Origin of the sequence: Sphingomonas daechungensis (assembly GCF_039543105.1) — a bacterium.
In the GTDB taxonomy this organism is placed as follows: domain Bacteria; phylum Pseudomonadota; class Alphaproteobacteria; order Sphingomonadales; family Sphingomonadaceae; genus Sphingomicrobium; species Sphingomicrobium daechungense.
Map to the genome: position 1 here is coordinate 1,621,398 of NZ_BAABJC010000001.1, position 14,945 is coordinate 1,636,342.

Consider the following 14,945-nt stretch of genomic DNA (forward strand, 5'->3'; position numbering starts at 1 on the left):
TGGACGACTTCGCAGAAACCACTTTGTAATAAGCATGTAATGTTGTAACATCCCTCGTGTTGCTCTTGAGAGAGGAGAGGGACATGCCAGTCTATGCCAGCCCACCAGGCTTCGTCGGCCAGCGCCAACATCCGCGTGCACTCGTCTTTATCGTTGGAATTCACGCCGTTGCGATTGCTGCGGTGATGACCGCGAAGATGGACTTGCCCACGCGCATTTTCGAGCCGCCGATCATCGTGGATCAGATTCCGATTCCGCCGGACCCGCCTCCGCAAAAGGTGCCGGAGCCGCCAAAGCGGAAGTCTCCGCCCAATTCGTCCATCGATCACACTCAGCCGCTGGTTCCCATTTCCAATCCACGCGGACCGAGTGTGGACCAGACTCCGATCCCGACCCTGCCCACGCCCGGTCCGATCGGAACCGGCCCGGAAGTCGTGCCAGTCCCGGTACCCGATCCGGTTTGGATTGCGGCGCGATTCATCACTCCGAACCGGCTGATCAAGCCGCCTTATCCCGCTGACAAGCAGCGGCTTGAGGAGGAGGCGACGCTTCGGCTGAAGCTGTCGATCGACGAACGCGGGCACGTCGTGGCCGTTGAACCGGTTGGAAAGGTGGACCGCTCCTTCTTCGAAGCAGCCCGCCGGCACCTGATTGCGAACTGGCGCTACAAGCCGGCGACCGAGGACGGCCATCCGGTCCCCTCGTCGACGGTAATCACCCTGTCGTTCCGGCTCGCATGAAAGAAAGGGCGCGGCGCCTTTCGGCACCGCGCCCTTTCCCACACTCAAGGGGTTTACTGAGCGTTCGTCGAATTGTCCGCCGCCGTTGCATTGTCAGCCGCGTTGGCATCGACCTCGTTGCCGACCGTCGCGTTCGCGTCGACCGTGTTGAGGTCGGTCGTGTTGAGATCCGCACCGGCATCCAGGTTCTCCGTCTCGAGCGAGACGTTCTCGACCGCCGTATTCTCTTCGCTGGCCGCGCCACCGCACGCGGCAAGGGCTGCCGCGGCGACCGCGACGCTGGCGATTTGGAAAAGCTTCATATTCAAAATCCTCCGCAACTTTCTTTATTGGGCCCCCGCCCCCGAAATCTCGGATTGGCCCCGGCAGTGAACCTGCCGGGGCCCTAGGGAGTTGTCGGTTGCCGAGAACATCAAACGAGAAGATTCTTCTCAATTCGACTGCGCGCTCTGAAAACCGAACGCGACGCTACTCCCACCCCAGGGCCTTCATGGGCAAGAGGGAGACCAGAAATAGCGTGGATGTTGCCGCTAGGCTGCCGATAGACAGAAGAATCTTCTCAATTCCCGCCGAGGCGCGATTGAAACATGCCAAAGGCCGGCTTTAGCTCAGCGAGCGCGGGCCGGTCGCTGCGACTGGCACTCCCATGCCGCAGCGCCTACATTCGTCCCATGTCCTGGTTCCCGAAACCGGTTGGCCCACGCGCCGCCTTTGCCGATCTGCGCGCCTTCATGCGCCAGCGGAGCCGCGAGCAATTCATCGGCGCGGCCCTTGCCGTGCTGGTCACAGCCGTCATCGTTTTCGAATTCCTGATCGATTCGAGGATCAACACGGCTCCGCCGCAGCAGATCGTCTATGCTCAGAGCTGGAGCGCAGACCGCACCGATGCCGAGATCGTCGCCCAGCAAAAGGTCGACCAGGCCAAGAAGGACGCAGCGGCGAAGGAAAAGCAGCGCCAGTTCCAGAAATTGGAAAAGCAGCTCGGAATGTGAGCGGGCCGGGGGGAACGCCAGACTCGCGGTTCATGGCGGAGGCGGTGCGGCTCGGTGAAGCCGCGCGTGGCCGGAGCGCCCCCAATCCCAACGTCGGCTGCGTCATCGTTTCCGGCAAAGGCGAAATCGTCGGTCGAGGATCGACGGCGGCCGGCGGCCGCCCGCACGCCGAAGCCGTCGCGCTTGCCCAGGCCGGATCGAAGGCGCGCGGATCGACGGTTTACGCAACGCTTGAACCTTGTGCGCACGAAAGCCCGCGCGGCCCGGCTTGCAGCGACCTGCTGGTCGAGGCCCGGCCGTCGCGTGTCGTCATCGCACTGAAGGACCCGGACCCTCGCGTGCTTGGTCGCGGCATCCAGAAACTCCGTGAAGCGGACATCGACGTAAAGATGGGCGTCGGCCGAAAGGCGGCGCGAGAATCGCTGTCGGGTTGGCTGACCCGGCTTGAACTCGGACGGCCCAGGATCACCCTTAAGCTGGCATTGTCGATCGACGGAAAGATCGCTCTTCCGTCCGGCGAGAGCAAATGGATCACCGGCGAGGATGCGCGGAAGCATGTGCATCTGGAGCGGGCGCACTCCGACATGATTCTGGTCGGGCGAGGGACATACCAGGCCGATGCGCCGCGCCTCGACGTACGTTTGCCGGGGCTGGAGGACTGGTCGCCCCGGCGTGCACTCTTGACTCGCGGGGACGCCGTCGCCGGATGGGAAATCCTTTCAAATCCGGCGGATGTCTATCGACTTCATGACGTCAATGACCTGCTCGTCGAAGGCGGATCGGCCACCGCGACCGCCTTCCTGGAGGCGGATTTGGTCGATCGCATCCTCATCTATCGCGCGCCGATCATCGTCGGCGAAGGCAAGTCGTCGTTCGGTTATGTCGGGCTGGACGCGATCGCCGACGCGCATGGGCTGTGGAGGCCAAGCGATGGCAGGCGTCTCGGCGTCGACCGGCTTGAAGTTTACGAGCGGGTGCGCGGAGCTTAAGCGGCAGTCATGTTCACGGGCATCGTCACCGACGTCGGGGAAGTGGTCAGCGCCGAGCAGCGCGGCGATCGGCGATTGCGAATTCGCACGGGGTACGACCTCTCGACCGTAGACCTTGGCGCTTCGATTGCCTGTTCGGGCGTCTGTCTGACGGTGGTCGACAAGGGCGACGACTGGTTCGCGGCCGATGTCTCGGCGGAAACGATCTCGCGAACTGCCGGGGACATGTGGAGTGAAGGTGCGCGGCTGAACCTCGAAAGGTCGCTGCGCATGGGCGACGAGCTGGGCGGGCATATCGTCACCGGCCATGTCGACAGCGTGGGCGAGGTCATCGACGTGTCGGCGGAGGGCGACTCGATCCGGATTGCCATTCGCGTCGACCGGGGCTTGGCGCCAGCAATCGCGAAGAAGGGCTCGATCTGCCTCGACGGCGTGTCCCTAACCGTCAACGATGTGACGGATGTGCGGGACGGGACGGAATTCTCGGTGAACATCATCCCGCACACTGCGAATGAGACGACGCTCGGTGGGCTGAAGCCGGGCCGACAGCTCAATGTCGAGATCGACGTCATTGCCCGCTATATCGATCGGATGCTCGCTGCTCGCTCACATTAGGAACAGCACTGTTCCTGCTATCCATCACATTGCAATGTGATTATGGGAGAGCGCCATGAGCACTACTCTCATCGATCGGCTCAACGCCATCATCGAAACCGGCGAGGTCAGCCGCGCCGCTCTTGCTCGAGCCGCCGGGCTGCATCCCAACTCCCTGCGAAAGCTCGGCCATTCCGACTGGAACCCGACCGCTGACACGCTCGGGCGCCTGGAGAAGCTGCTCCAGCGCGGAAACACCGAAGTGCTGGTCGGCACCGAGGCGATCATCGACGAAGCCCGGAATGGCAGGATGTTTATCCTCGTCGACGATGACGACCGCGAGAATGAGGGCGACCTCATCATTCCGGGACAGATGGCGACGCCCGAAGCGATCAACTTCATGGCTCGTCACGGACGCGGCCTGATCTGCCTCGCTCTGACGAAGGAGCGGGCCGACACGCTCGGCCTTCAGCCGATGGTCAACAATAACCGCAGCCGCAACGAGACTGCGTTCACCGTCTCAATCGAGGCACGGGAAGGCATTTCGACGGGGATCAGCGCCGCCGATCGCGCGCGCACGATCTCGGTCGCGATCGACGCATCGCATGGGCCCGATGACCTGGTTTCGCCTGGACACGTGTTTCCGCTCGTCGCCAAGCCGGGCGGCACTCTGGTCCGCGCTGGGCATACGGAAGCAGGCGTCGACATCTCGCGTCTCGCCGGCCTCAACCCGAGCGCAGTCATCTGCGAGATCATGCGTGACGATGGCAGCATGGCGCGACTGGACGACTTGATGGACTTCGCCCGCACCCACGGGCTGAAGATCGGCACCATCCGCGACCTGATCGCCTACCGGCTGAAGAAGGACCACATGGTCGAGCGCGCGGCATCGACTGCATTTCGCGCGCAGAGTGGAGCGGAATGGCAGGCGCAGGTCTTCCGCGACAAGGCGACCGGCGAAGAGCAGTTGGCTCTCGTGCACGGGGCGCTCGACGTGACGAAACCGGTGCTTGTTCGGATGCATAGTCTCGACCTTTTCGCCGACGTCCTTGGCGAGCGCAGCCCGCGCTCAGGGCTGCTCCGTGGCTCAATGCGGATGATCGAGCATGAAGGTTCGGGAGTGATCGTGGCGCTACATGCCGCGGCTCCCGGATCCCTGTCGCGTTCGGCGGACCTTCGCGCCGGTAGGCCGACCGAAGGACCCGCTCTCAGAAGCTATGGCATCGGCGCGCAGATCCTCGCGGCGTTGGGCATTCACGAGATGGTCTTGCTGTCCAACACGCATCAGTCCCCCGTCGGACTCTCTGGCTACGGGCTGGAGATTGTCGAGGAACGCGCGATTGAGACGGAGGACTGACGCCATGGCGACCATCTTGATCGTCGAGGCGCGCTTTTATCCGCACCTCAACGACAAGCTGCTCAACGGTGCCCGCAAGGCTATCGAGGACGCGGGGCACAATCATGAGACGCTCACCGTGCCCGGCGCGCTTGAGCTCCCGGCGGCGATTTCGCTAGCAGCCAAGAGCGGACGATATTGCGCGTTCGTTGCGCTCGGCGTCGTGATCCGGGGCGAAACCTATCATTTTGAGATCGTCGCCGAGGAGAGCGCTCGGGCGCTGATGGATCTGACGCTCGAAGGCTTCGCGATCGGCAACGGCGTCCTCACGGTTGAAAATGAGGAGCAGGCGATCGTCCGCGCCGATCCGGGCCAATTGGACAAGGGCGGCCACGCCGCTCGCGCCGCCCTCGCCTTGTTCGACCTTCGCGAGAAGTATGCGCCCTAAGCGGCTTCGACGCGATCCAACGTGGGATAATCGACGTAGCCGGCCGCGCCACCGGAGTAGAATGTCGAGGTATCGCCAGGGCTGAGCCGTGCGCCGAGCGCGATCCGCTCGGGCAAGTCCGGGTTGGAAATGAACGGCCGCCCGAAGCTGATCCCGTCAGCGATGCCTTCCGCCATGCGTTCCCGCGCGCTTGGGCCGTCATAATCGCTGTTGAGCAGGATCTTGCCGGAATAAAGCGGCCGCATGGCGGGGCTGACGGGCACCGTTGGGACGGCGCCCGCGGACGTCGGCTGATGGGCCTCGCGAAGCTCGATCCACGGCACGCCCAGCTTTTCCAGCCGGTGAGCAACCGCAGTGAACAGCGCGATCGGATCGGAATCGTCGACGCCCTGCGTGTAGACGTTCGGCGAGAAGCGGATGCCGACGCGCTCCATCCCGATCGCATCGCCGACGGCTTCCAGGACCTCGGTCATGAAGCGCAGGCGATTGTCGATTGAGCAGCCGTACTGGTCAGTGCGGAAGTTGGCGCTGTTGCGAAGGAATTGATCGACAAGGTAACCGTTGGCACCGTGAATCTGGACGCCGTCGAAGCCAGCGGCGATCGCATTTCGCGCGGCCGTGGCGTAATCCCCGATGATCCGCTGGATGTCGGCGAAGCTGGCGGCCCGAGCTGCGACGTAGGGCTTCTTTCCTTCATAAGTGTGAGCGAAATCGGGGGCCGTCGTGCACGATGCGCTGACGGGCTGGCCGCCACCCAGATCCGGGTGAACGAGACGGCCCATGTGCCAAAGCTGCGCAACGATCCGTCCCTTGGAGCGGTGGACGGCGTCGGTCACCAGCTTCCAGCCCTCGACCTGGTCGTCGTTCCACAAGCCGGGCGCGTTTGGCCAGCCGAGGCCTTCGCGGCTGATGCCTGTGGCTTCGGATATGATCAGGCCGGCACTCGCCCGCTGGGCATAGTAAGCCGCCATCAAAGCATTCGGCACGCCGTCCTTGCCCGAGCGAGCGCGAGTGAGCGGAGCCATGACAATTCTGTTGGCCAGGTCGAATGCGCCGAACTCGAGGGGATCGAATAGATTGGACATCAGAGTCCTTCCAAACTGGTTGTGCCTCTCCGGCAGCCCACGGCTCAAATAGTTGTGCTCGCTATCCGTTCAATTCTGATTCTCACTGACATTCCATAAGGCCAGCTTATGAGCATCGTTTGACGTTCACACTTTCGCCGGCGTGGTGAAGGGCCTAATCCACGTCCCGTGAAGCGCTCCGATCATCATCCGTTCGCATTCGCCGCGCTCCTGTTCGGAAGCAGTGCGCTTGCGGTCGGTCCCTGGCTCGTTCGCCTGACCGGCGTGGGTCCGGTCGCAGCCGGCTTCTGGCGCCTGTCGCTGGCCTTGCCGTTCCTGTTTGCGATCGCGAAGTTTGCCGGCCAGCCGGTGCACTGGCCGGGCCGGGCGCTGGGGACGATCATCGCCTTCGCGGCATTTTTCTTCGCCGCCGACCTCGCCGCCTGGCACCTCGGAATCCACATGACCAAGCTCGGCAACTCGACATTGTTTGGAAACGTCGCGAGCTTTGCCTTCGCCGGCTGGGGCCTCTGGCTGGCGCGGAGCTGGCCTTCGAAGATCCAGGGCGCGTCCCTGATCCTGGCGGCACTCGGTGCGGTTTTGCTGATGGGAAGCAGCGCCGAACTATCGCTTCGGAACGTCCAGGGCGACATGCTCTGCCTTGCGGCCGGGCTGCTCTACGCCGGCTATCTAATTTCGGTCGAGCGGGCCCGCGAGACGCTTGCGCCATTGCCGCTGCTGTTCCTGTCCAGCGCGATGGGCGCGGCCATGCTGCTGCCTTTCTCGTTCCTGCTTGGAGAGACCATTGTCCCCAGCGATTGGACGTTTGTGATCATCCTGGCGATCAGCAGCCAGGTGATCGGGCAAGGCTTGCTTGTCTACGCGATCGGCGCCCTGTCGCCGCTTGTCGTCGGACTGACCCTGCTCACCCAACCGGCGATCTCGGCCTTTATCGGGTGGACGGTCTATGGCGAGACGCTATCGCCACTTGACTGGGTGGGGGCTCTAGCCATCGCCGCCGCGCTCATCCTGGTGCGATTGCCGAAGCGGGACTTGCAACCTGCGGCGCAAGGGGCGAGTTGAGCCCAAATGGAGCAGCCAAGCCCACTCAAGCAGATCCGCGATACCCTCGCGCTTGCCGTCGGCGAGAATGCGGTGTTCGACGGCTGGACCCAGGCGGCGGTCGATTCCGCGGCGGCGCAGCTCGGGATCGATCCGGACCAAGCCCGGCTGGCTGTACCCAAGGACCAGGCCGGCAAGATTGACACCTACATCAGCGCGGTGGACCAGGAACTCGAGGCGTGGTTCACGCCGGAGCGCCTGCAGGGCCTCAAGATTCGCGAGAAGATCCGCGGCCTTATCTGGAAGCGGCTGGAAATCATGGCTCCGGCGCGAGAGGCAGTGCGGCGCGCGCTGTCAATCCTGGCCATGCCGCAGAATCTGCCAACGGGGCTCAAGTCGGCTTGGCGCACCGCGGACACCATGTGGCGGATCGCGGGCGATACCAGCACCGATTTCAATCATTACACCAAGCGCATGACCCTCAGCGGCGTTTATGGATCGACGCTCCTCGTCTGGATCAACGACGAGACGGAAGGCTGGATGGAAACCTCCGCATTCCTCGATCGACGGATCGAGGACGTCATGCAGTTCGAAAAGTTCAAGGCGCAGTGGAAGGGCCAGGAGCACTTCAGCGTCACGCGTTTTCTGGGTCGGCTCCGCTACCCGGCTCGCTAGTGCGGCAAGCCCTTACGTAATACGCCCTATGGCGTGTCGCGCTCGTTATTGATAATCACTTGCAACATGACGGCGCACTTCAAACCGGAGTCGATCTCGCTCGACCAGCTCGAGGTCGGGTCGCGTGCGTCGATTGCCTCTATCGACTGGGACGCGCTTGAAGCCGGCGAATCCGCGCGTCTGAAGCATTTCGGGTTCGATGAGGGGGTCGTCGTTGAGCCGCTGCACTTCGGTCCGTTTGGCCGAGATCCGTTGGCTATTCGCGTCGGCCGGATGACCGTCGCCATCCGCCGCAGCCATGCTCGCGCCGTGCGCGTGACTCTCCCGCAGTAGGATTGCCATGACCCCGCTTCCGCTCGTCGCGGTTGCCGGCAGCCCCAATGCCGGAAAGAGCGCCTTGTTCAATGCTCTCACGGGCGCCCGGCAGAAGGTCGGCAATTATCCAGGCGTCACGGTCGAGCGCCATTCCGGACGCCTGACCCTCGCCGATGGCCGACCGGTCGAGCTGGTCGATCTTCCGGGCGCTTACAGCCTGGATCCCGCCAGCCCCGACGAGGCGGTGACCCGCGACGTCCTGCTCGGCAAGCAGAAAGGCGAGCGGACGCCTGACGCCTTGGTGATCGTGGTCGACGCGTCGAACCTCGATAGCCACCTCCGCTTCGCGCTGCAGCTGATTGAGCTCGGCCTCCCGACCATCGTCGCGCTGAACATGGTCGACCTTGCCAAGCGGGACGGCCTTGAGCTGGACCCGAAGCGGCTTGAGACCGAGCTCGGTGTCCCGGTGATCGAGACGGTCGCCGTCCGCAAGCGCGGCCTGCCCGAGTTGCAGGCGGCTCTCGACGACATGCTATCGGCGCCGCGTTGCGCGGTGAACGAACGGGTGCCTTCGGAACTCATTCAGCTCCAACGCCGTGCTCGCGATATCGCAAAGGCGGCGGTGGTCAGCGAAAGTCCGACGCGTCGCTGGACCCACCGGCTGGACAGTGTCCTGCTGCATCCGGTCGCGGGCCCGGTAATTCTTGCCGCCATCCTGTTCGTCATGTTCCAGGCGGTTTTCGCGTGGAGCGAGATCCCGGTCGGCTGGATCGAAAGCGGCATGGCACTGCTCGCGTCGGCCGCGACGGACGTGATCCCGGCGGGCGTGCTGCAGTCGCTAATCGTGGACGGCGTGATCGGCGGCGTCGGCGCGGTCGTAGTCTTCCTGCCGCAGATCCTGATCCTGTTCCTCTTCATCCTGATGCTGGAAGCGAGCGGCTACATGGTCCGCGCCGCCTTCATCATGGACAAGTTGATGCACGGCGCCGGGCTGTCCGGACGCGCGTTCATTCCGCTGCTGTCGAGCTTTGCCTGCGCGGTGCCGGGGATCATGGCCACGCGGACGATCGACAATCCGAAGGACCGTCTGACGACCATCCTGGTCGCGCCGCTGATGACCTGTTCCGCGCGGCTGCCAGTCTACACCCTGATCATCGCGGCCTTCATTCCCGACCGCGCGGTCGGACCGGGTATCGGCCTGCAAGGCCTGGTCATGTTCGGGCTGTACGTGGCAGGCGTCGTCGGCGCCTTGCTTGCCGCGTTGACGCTTCGCCGGACCATTACCAAAGGCGGCGGCGGGGCGTTCATGATGGAGCTTCCGAAGTATCAGATGCCGCGCCTGAAGGACGTCGTCCTCGGACTCTATCAGCGCGCGATCATCTTTCTGAAACGTGCGGGCACGATCATCCTTGGCACCACCATCTTGCTGTGGGCGCTGGCAAGCTTTCCGCAGGCCAAGCCGGGTGAAAGCCAGGTCGACGTGTCGATCGCCGGCAGGATTTCCGATGGCATCTACGTTCTGGTGAAGCCGATCGGCTTCAACCGCGACATCTCGCTCGCATTGCTTCCAGCCATGGCCGCGCGCGAAGTTGCGGTCAGCGCCATTGCCACCGTCTACTCAATTGATGCGAGCGATGAGGAAGCAGCGGCGAAGCCGCTCGCCGAACGGTTGCAGGGACGCTGGTCGCTGGCGACCGCGCTCGCCTTCCTCGCCTGGTTCGTCTTCGCCCCTCAATGCATCTCGACCATCGCCGTCACGCGGCGCGAAACGAACGGCTGGAAGTGGCCGCTCTTCATGGTCAGCTATCTTTTCGTGCTGGCTTATGTCGCCGCCGGATTGACCTACTGGACGGCGGTCGCGCTGGGTTTATAGCGACTCTCCAAGACACGAAGGAGAGTGACATGGCGGGCGTGAACAAGGTGATCCTGGTCGGCAATCTCGGCGCGGATCCGGAAGCCCGTTCATTGAACAATGGCGGCGAGGTCGTGAACCTTCGCGTTGCCACTTCCGAGAACTGGAAGGACCGCGACGGCAACCGTCAGGAGCGGACCGAATGGCACCAGGTCGTCATCTTCAACGAGAACCTCGGCCGCGTCGCGAAGAGCTACTTGAAGAAGGGCTCGAAGGTCTATCTCGAAGGCCAGCTCCAGACCCGCAAGTGGACCGACCAGTCCGGCAACGACAAGTATACGACCGAGATTGTGCTTCAGCGTTTCCGCGGTGAGCTGGTCCTGCTCGACAGCCGTGGTGAAGGCGGCGGATCGGGCGGCGCATTCGGCGGCGGCGGTTACGGCGATGACTTCGGTGGCGGGAGCAGTGGCGGCGGCTCACAGCGCCAGCAGCGTCCGCAGCCGGCCGCGTTCGACAGCGACCTAGACGACGACGTTCCTTTCTAGGAGTCGCTCCGCTTCGGCTTGGCGAGCGCCGCAAACGGCCCCGCCTCCGCTTCACTGAGGACGCCTGCTTCCTTGAGCGCGGCCTCGGCCCCTGCACTGCGCGGATAAGGGTCGAGTCCGAGAGCCAGCGTATCCGCGATCGCACTGCCGAGATCGATGGCTGAACCGTCGTGAAAGACGACGTCGCAATCGGCTTCGACCAGTTCAACCTCCTCCTCCGACCCATCGGCGGCCGGCTCGGGCAGGAAATAGATGTCGAAGGCCTCGTCGATCCGGGCATCGACGGGTTCATCTGTCACCACGCAGCTCTGGCAAAGGCTTGCCTTCAGCCGTCCGCGGGCCCGGACGATCTCGCCTTTCCGGTCGAGCACCGCGTGCGCTTCGAGGCGCTCCAGTCCGCGGAGGCCGAGCCGTTCTGCGACGCCTGCTCGCTCGGACTCGTCAGCGCTGAGGTCGACTCGTTCGCCGTCGCGAATCTGGTTGAGCGGGAGCCGGTGGGCGAAGTCGTCGGTCATCCAATCTTCCCGTCGATCAAGTCCTCGACCCGCGACTCTTCGATGCGGGCCCAGAATATCCGCAGGGCCGATTCGCTGAAATCCAGCGCCTCCGTCGCCACGGTCTCATCCAGATAGACGCTGCGGCGGAGCTCCGCGCCCCACGTTTCCGTTGTCGCGACCAGCTTGCCCCAGCGATCGGCCCGTCCAGCGACTGCGCCGACCAGCTGGCGAACCTGCTTGCCCAACGTCGGGTCGCCCGTCCCCATCTCGCGGATCTCGGCGTCGAGCGATTCGACGAGGCGCTCGGTCAGCGCCGTGCCTGCGTCCTTGCCCGGCTCGCCGTCGCGATCGAGCCTCACCATCAGCAGCGCGACGATCGTTGCCAGCACCGCGAATCGGCCGTTCACGGTGTCGGGGACCTGGCCCCGAAGGTACCAATCCGGCCGGCGAGCCTCTGCAACCGCGAGGCGGAACAAGGCTTGGCCGCGCTTCGGCTCGTCCGTTAATCTGGCGAACAGGGCGCGGAACATAGAACTCCTCTTGGCTCGAGCTTGCGTGTAGGGCTTGCGGCCCTTGGGGCGAGCCGCATATTGAGGCCACCCTGCGGTTGCGCAAGCCAACTGCCGGATATTGGGAGAAGGTCCAATCATGAAGTCTGCGGTTTTCAAAGGCGCGGTCGCCTGCATGGCGGCGACGATGCTGACCGGATGCGGCGGCATCACCGTGCGCGAGCACCGTGGCTATGTGGTGGACGAACAGCTGACCTCCGGCATCGCCGTCGGAACCGACAACAAGGCGTCGGTGCAGAAGACGCTCGGCGACCCGACCTTTACCGGCACGTTCGATCAGAACGACTGGTATTATGTCGCGCGCGACACCCGCGCCTTCGCCTTCCGCAATCCGAAGGTGACCGACCAGACCGTCATTCACGTCCGCTTCGATCCCGCCGGCAACGTCGCCTCGGTCGAGCAGACGGACGAGAAGCTGATCGCCTCTATCAGGCCGTCCGGCGATCGCACCCCGACGCTCGGCCGCGAGCGCAGCTTCTTCCAGGAGCTGTTCAACAATATCGGCACGATCAGTCAGCCAGGCCTGCCGGGCAGCCAGCGACAGTAATCTTTCTAACGGCCGCGCTTTCGCTTAGGCGAGGCGAATGACCGCTACGCCCGCCGGCATGACCTATGCCGATTATCTGGCCCTGGACACATTGCTCGGCGCGCAGAAGCCGCTGTCGGACCTGCACGATGAGATGCTCTTCATCGTCATCCACCAGACCAAGGAGCTCTGGCTGAAGCAGATGCTTCACGAGGTCGACCTTGCGATCGGCCTGGTGGACGAGGACCGCTTTGCGCCGGCTTACAAGGCGATGTCGCGGATCAGCCGGATCCAGTCGGTGATGACGCTTTCCTGGGACGTGCTGTCGACCCTCACGCCGGTCGATTACATGGCGTTTCGCCATGTGCTTGGGACGTCGTCCGGCTTCCAGTCGGCGCAATTTCGTGAGCTTGAATTCAAGCTGGGCCTCAAGAACCCCGCCTTCCTCGAATATCACAAGGACATTCCGGACGCGTCGGCGCGCCTCAAGGCGGCGTTGGAAGGGCAGAGCCTTCGAGAAGCGAGCCATGCGGCGCTCCAGCGCGCCGGCTTCGACCTTGGCGACGGATCGGACGATGCAGTCTCTGCCGCTTGGCTAGAGGTCTATCGCGATGCCGACCGCTGGTTCGATCTTTATCAACTGGCCGAAAAGCTGGTCGATATCGACGATGCCTTGTCGATGTGGCGGTTCAAGCATGTGCTGACGGTCGAGCGGATCATCGGCAACAAGCCCGGGACCGGCGGTTCGGCCGGAGCGCCCTACCTGCGCTCGACACTCGACAAGCGGGCCTTTCCCGAACTCTGGTCGCTGAGGACGGCGCTCTGAGCTTCAAGCCCCTGTTCGCGCGAAGCCTCGGCGCCAATCCGGATCGGCTGCACCTGGCAGCGCACAGCCATCACCTGTGGCCCGACGCGAGCTTCGAAGGACAGGTCGAATGCTGGGAGGATGCGGCGACGCTGGCCGACCGCAAATGGGACCGGATCATGGACGAGGTCTGGCCGGAGGCGCAGGCTAACATCGCCGCCGAACTCGGCACCGGCATGCCAGACGCAGTGGTGTTTGCCCCCAACACGCACGACTTTATCATCCGCCTCGTCGCCGCAGCGCCGCGATCCGGGCCAGCGGTTCGAATTCTGACGACCGACGGCGAATTCCACAGTGCGCGACGGCAATTCGCGCGTTGGGAAGAGAGTGGGGAGGCGGTCATCGACCGAGTCCCGTGCGAGCCCTTCGAAACATTGTCGGACCGATTCCTGGAGTCGGCACAACAAGGCGGCCACGACCTGATCTTCATCAGCCAGGCCCTGTTCGGCAGCGGCCGACGGTTCGACCGGGTTGACCAGCTTGCCTCGCTTGCAAGGCCCGAAGGCTCCTGGGTGGTGATCGACGGCTATCACGCCTTCATGGCGATCGAAGCGCCTTTCGACGAGGTCGCCGCGGAATCTGCTTTCTACCTTGGCGGTGGGTACAAATATGCGATGTCCGGGGAGGGTTGCGCCTTCCTCCATGCGCCGTCGGGCTTTGGCGCCCGTCCGCCAATCACCGGCTGGTTCGCGGAATTCGAAGACCTTACCCTGCCGCCAGGATCCGTCGGCTACCGCAAGGACGCGATGCGGTTCATGGGCGCGACATTCGATCCTTCGGGACTGTACCGGTTCAATGCCGTTCGCCGAATGCTGGACGAGAATGGGCTGACCACATCGCGGATCTCAGCGCATGTCAGCCGGCTGCAGGAGCATCTGCTCGATGCAGTCCAAGGCACAGCCTTCAACAGGGTCGAACGGCTGAATGGGCCGGGTGACGCGCGTTTCCTGGCGTTTCGGACCCCAAGTGCAAAGCGCTGGTCGGACGAACTGCTCTCTCGAAACTGCATCACCGACGTGCGCGGAGACGTGTTGCGGATTGGGCTTGCGCTGTACCACGACGAGGAAGACGTGGAAGCTTTCGCCGAACTGGCGAAGGGCCTGGCCTAAGGCTTCAGACCTCGGCGGATGAGCTGGTTTGCAACGCGGGTGACCTCCGCCGGCGAGTCCTCGCCCCAGACACCGAAACGTAGACCCAGAAACACGTTCATGCCCATGATCGCCCAGGCCTCGACCTCGGTTGCGAGTGGCGAGTCAACCTTCACCACTTCACCTTTGTCCTTTCCGGCCTGAAGGCGGGCGGCGATGCGCTCGGCTGTGGTCATGTAATGCTTCCGAAAGCCATCCGGATCGACGAACTCGGCTTCGTCGATGATCCGGTAAACCTGACGGTGCGTCGCTACGAACCGAAGGAAGGACTCGAGCGCGAGACCCTCCGCTTCGAGTGCTCCTGATGCCGACTGTAGCACAGGCGCGACGTGATCGCGGACCTGAGCGGACATGTCGCGAACCACCTCCTGGAACACCGCCTCCTTGCTGTCGAAGTAAGTGTAGAAGGTCCCGAGTGCGACGCGCGCCCGGCTGGTAATCCCGACGATGGACCCTTCCGAAAAGCCCTTTTCACCGAACTCTTCCAACGCTGCGTCGAGGATCTTTCGAAGCGTCCTTTCTCCACGCGCGGTGCGGGGCGCCTTGCCGTCGCTCGCTGGACTGGAAGATTCAACGGCGCGCGTGGCCGCAGCCTCGCCAGCAGAACCATCCGCTTCCCGCGTCCCGGCCAATCTTGTCCCCCTCGGATCACCGGCCAATCAAACAAAGTTGAAACCCGGTTCAGGTTTCAGTATTACCGATGCTTGAACGCTGCGCAACCATCATAG

Annotated in this window: 19 protein-coding genes; 14 read left to right on the forward strand and 5 right to left on the reverse strand. The window is 63.7% G+C overall.

Annotated features, from left to right (window positions below):
• Positions 1-83 precede the first annotated feature (83 nt).
• Positions 84-740, forward strand: coding sequence for an energy transducer TonB (locus tag ABD928_RS08470; RefSeq protein WP_187715523.1), 657 nt, complete (start codon positions 84-86; stop codon positions 738-740).
• Between the two features lie 53 nt (positions 741-793).
• Here ABD928_RS08470 and ABD928_RS08475 read toward each other — a convergent pair whose 3' ends face one another.
• A complete protein-coding gene (locus ABD928_RS08475) occupies positions 794-1,042 on the reverse strand; it encodes a hypothetical protein (protein ID WP_187715522.1) in 249 nt (82 codons plus the stop codon).
• Positions 1,043-1,411: 369 nt separating this feature from the next.
• Between ABD928_RS08475 and ABD928_RS08480 the strand changes: the two genes are divergently transcribed.
• From ABD928_RS08480 to ribH, 5 genes are read left to right on the forward strand one after another with little or no spacing between them, the layout of a single operon-like run.
• The gene (locus ABD928_RS08480) at positions 1,412-1,732 is read left to right on the forward strand and encodes a hypothetical protein (protein ID WP_187715521.1); all 321 of its coding nucleotides are present in this window, start codon (positions 1,412-1,414) and stop codon (positions 1,730-1,732) included.
• 32 nt (positions 1,733-1,764) lie between these two features.
• Positions 1,765-2,721, forward strand: a complete 957-nt coding sequence (gene ribD / locus ABD928_RS08485; RefSeq protein ID WP_345167901.1) for a bifunctional diaminohydroxyphosphoribosylaminopyrimidine deaminase/5-amino-6-(5-phosphoribosylamino)uracil reductase RibD — start codon at positions 1,765-1,767, stop codon at positions 2,719-2,721.
• Positions 2,722-2,730: 9 nt separating this feature from the next.
• Entirely contained in the window at positions 2,731-3,336 is a 606-nt protein-coding gene (locus ABD928_RS08490; protein ID WP_187715520.1) for a riboflavin synthase, read from the forward strand.
• Between the two features lie 55 nt (positions 3,337-3,391).
• Complete coding sequence (gene ribB, locus ABD928_RS08495) at positions 3,392-4,672, forward strand: 3,4-dihydroxy-2-butanone-4-phosphate synthase (protein WP_187715519.1); 1,281 nt, start codon at positions 3,392-3,394, stop codon at positions 4,670-4,672.
• A gap of 4 nt (positions 4,673-4,676) precedes the next feature.
• Positions 4,677-5,099 carry a 6,7-dimethyl-8-ribityllumazine synthase gene (gene ribH, locus ABD928_RS08500; RefSeq protein WP_187715518.1) on the forward strand — a complete coding sequence of 141 codons (423 nt, stop codon included), beginning with the start codon at positions 4,677-4,679 and terminating at the stop codon, positions 5,097-5,099.
• Here ribH and ABD928_RS08505 read toward each other — a convergent pair.
• The gene (locus ABD928_RS08505; protein ID WP_345167906.1) at positions 5,096-6,184 is read right to left on the reverse strand and encodes an alkene reductase; all 1,089 of its coding nucleotides are present in this window, start codon (positions 6,182-6,184) and stop codon (positions 5,096-5,098) included. The two genes, ribH and ABD928_RS08505, sit on opposite strands and share 4 nt — an antisense overlap.
• A 168-nt stretch (positions 6,185-6,352) precedes the next feature.
• On the opposite strand from ABD928_RS08505, the gene ABD928_RS08510 reads away from it, so the two are divergent.
• From ABD928_RS08510 to ssb, 5 genes are all read left to right on the forward strand, one after another.
• On the forward strand, positions 6,353-7,246 hold the full coding sequence (locus tag ABD928_RS08510) for a DMT family transporter (RefSeq protein ID WP_187715517.1): 894 nt from the start codon (positions 6,353-6,355) through the stop codon (positions 7,244-7,246).
• A gap of 6 nt (positions 7,247-7,252) precedes the next feature.
• Positions 7,253-7,900, forward strand: a complete 648-nt coding sequence (locus tag ABD928_RS08515; RefSeq protein WP_187715516.1) for a COQ9 family protein — start codon at positions 7,253-7,255, stop codon at positions 7,898-7,900.
• Positions 7,901-7,966: 66 nt separating this feature from the next.
• On the forward strand, positions 7,967-8,233 hold the full coding sequence (locus tag ABD928_RS08520) for a FeoA family protein (RefSeq protein WP_187715515.1): 267 nt from the start codon (positions 7,967-7,969) through the stop codon (positions 8,231-8,233).
• 7 nt (positions 8,234-8,240) lie between these two features.
• Entirely contained in the window at positions 8,241-10,088 is a 1,848-nt protein-coding gene (gene feoB, locus ABD928_RS08525) for a ferrous iron transporter B (protein ID WP_345167910.1), read from the forward strand.
• A gap of 29 nt (positions 10,089-10,117) precedes the next feature.
• Complete coding sequence (ssb, locus tag ABD928_RS08530) at positions 10,118-10,612, forward strand: single-stranded DNA-binding protein (RefSeq protein WP_187715514.1); 495 nt, start codon at positions 10,118-10,120, stop codon at positions 10,610-10,612.
• Here the strand turns inward: ssb and ABD928_RS08535 are convergent.
• Both ABD928_RS08535 and ABD928_RS08540 read right to left on the reverse strand, forming a co-directional pair.
• Positions 10,609-11,127 (reverse strand): YceD family protein, encoded by a 519-nt coding sequence (locus ABD928_RS08535; RefSeq protein ID WP_187715513.1) that lies wholly within the window; start codon positions 11,125-11,127, stop codon positions 10,609-10,611. The two genes, ssb and ABD928_RS08535, sit on opposite strands and share 4 nt — an antisense overlap.
• The gene (locus ABD928_RS08540; protein WP_345167915.1) at positions 11,124-11,639 is read right to left on the reverse strand and encodes a ubiquinol-cytochrome C chaperone family protein; all 516 of its coding nucleotides are present in this window, start codon (positions 11,637-11,639) and stop codon (positions 11,124-11,126) included. Before ABD928_RS08540 ends, ABD928_RS08535 begins: the two co-directional genes overlap by 4 nt.
• 154 nt (positions 11,640-11,793) lie before the next feature.
• On the opposite strand from ABD928_RS08540, the gene ABD928_RS08545 reads away from it, so the two are divergent.
• The 3 genes from ABD928_RS08545 (at position 11,794) to ABD928_RS08555 (ending at position 14,178) form a co-directional block, all read left to right on the forward strand.
• On the forward strand, positions 11,794-12,225 hold the full coding sequence (locus ABD928_RS08545; protein WP_187715511.1) for an outer membrane protein assembly factor BamE: 432 nt from the start codon (positions 11,794-11,796) through the stop codon (positions 12,223-12,225).
• A 37-nt stretch (positions 12,226-12,262) separates the two neighbouring features.
• On the forward strand, positions 12,263-13,030 hold the full coding sequence (locus ABD928_RS08550; protein WP_223276558.1) for a tryptophan 2,3-dioxygenase: 768 nt from the start codon (positions 12,263-12,265) through the stop codon (positions 13,028-13,030).
• Positions 13,031-13,188: 158 nt separating this feature from the next.
• Positions 13,189-14,178 carry an aminotransferase class V-fold PLP-dependent enzyme gene (locus tag ABD928_RS08555; RefSeq protein WP_345167919.1) on the forward strand — a complete coding sequence of 330 codons (990 nt, stop codon included), beginning with the start codon at positions 13,189-13,191 and terminating at the stop codon, positions 14,176-14,178.
• Here ABD928_RS08555 and ABD928_RS08560 read toward each other — a convergent pair.
• A complete protein-coding gene (locus ABD928_RS08560) occupies positions 14,175-14,849 on the reverse strand; it encodes a TetR/AcrR family transcriptional regulator (protein WP_223276555.1) in 675 nt (224 codons plus the stop codon). The two genes, ABD928_RS08555 and ABD928_RS08560, sit on opposite strands and share 4 nt — an antisense overlap.
• Positions 14,850-14,945: the final 96 nt, after the last annotated feature.

Excerpts from the sequence above, each read along its gene's own strand:
- ABD928_RS08470 (WP_187715523.1), top strand. The coding sequence starts at position 84 with ATGCCAGTCTATGCCAGCCCACCAGGCTTCGTCGGCCAGCGCCAACAT.
- ABD928_RS08475 (WP_187715522.1), bottom strand. The coding sequence starts at position 1,042 with ATGAAGCTTTTCCAAATCGCCAGCGTCGCGGTCGCCGCGGCAGCCCTT.
- ABD928_RS08480 (WP_187715521.1), top strand. The coding sequence starts at position 1,412 with ATGTCCTGGTTCCCGAAACCGGTTGGCCCACGCGCCGCCTTTGCCGAT.
- ribD (WP_345167901.1), top strand. The coding sequence starts at position 1,765 with ATGGCGGAGGCGGTGCGGCTCGGTGAAGCCGCGCGTGGCCGGAGCGCC.
- ABD928_RS08490 (WP_187715520.1), top strand. The coding sequence starts at position 2,731 with ATGTTCACGGGCATCGTCACCGACGTCGGGGAAGTGGTCAGCGCCGAG.
- ribB (WP_187715519.1), top strand. The coding sequence starts at position 3,392 with ATGAGCACTACTCTCATCGATCGGCTCAACGCCATCATCGAAACCGGC.
- ribH (WP_187715518.1), top strand. The coding sequence starts at position 4,677 with ATGGCGACCATCTTGATCGTCGAGGCGCGCTTTTATCCGCACCTCAAC.
- ABD928_RS08505 (WP_345167906.1), bottom strand. The coding sequence starts at position 6,184 with ATGTCCAATCTATTCGATCCCCTCGAGTTCGGCGCATTCGACCTGGCC.
- ABD928_RS08515 (WP_187715516.1), top strand. The coding sequence starts at position 7,253 with ATGGAGCAGCCAAGCCCACTCAAGCAGATCCGCGATACCCTCGCGCTT.
- ABD928_RS08520 (WP_187715515.1), top strand. The coding sequence starts at position 7,967 with ATGACGGCGCACTTCAAACCGGAGTCGATCTCGCTCGACCAGCTCGAG.
- feoB (WP_345167910.1), top strand. The coding sequence starts at position 8,241 with ATGACCCCGCTTCCGCTCGTCGCGGTTGCCGGCAGCCCCAATGCCGGA.
- ssb (WP_187715514.1), top strand. The coding sequence starts at position 10,118 with ATGGCGGGCGTGAACAAGGTGATCCTGGTCGGCAATCTCGGCGCGGAT.
- ABD928_RS08535 (WP_187715513.1), bottom strand. The coding sequence starts at position 11,127 with ATGACCGACGACTTCGCCCACCGGCTCCCGCTCAACCAGATTCGCGAC.
- ABD928_RS08540 (WP_345167915.1), bottom strand. The coding sequence starts at position 11,639 with ATGTTCCGCGCCCTGTTCGCCAGATTAACGGACGAGCCGAAGCGCGGC.
- ABD928_RS08545 (WP_187715511.1), top strand. The coding sequence starts at position 11,794 with ATGGCGGCGACGATGCTGACCGGATGCGGCGGCATCACCGTGCGCGAG.
- ABD928_RS08550 (WP_223276558.1), top strand. The coding sequence starts at position 12,263 with ATGACCGCTACGCCCGCCGGCATGACCTATGCCGATTATCTGGCCCTG.
- ABD928_RS08555 (WP_345167919.1), top strand. The coding sequence starts at position 13,189 with ATGGACGAGGTCTGGCCGGAGGCGCAGGCTAACATCGCCGCCGAACTC.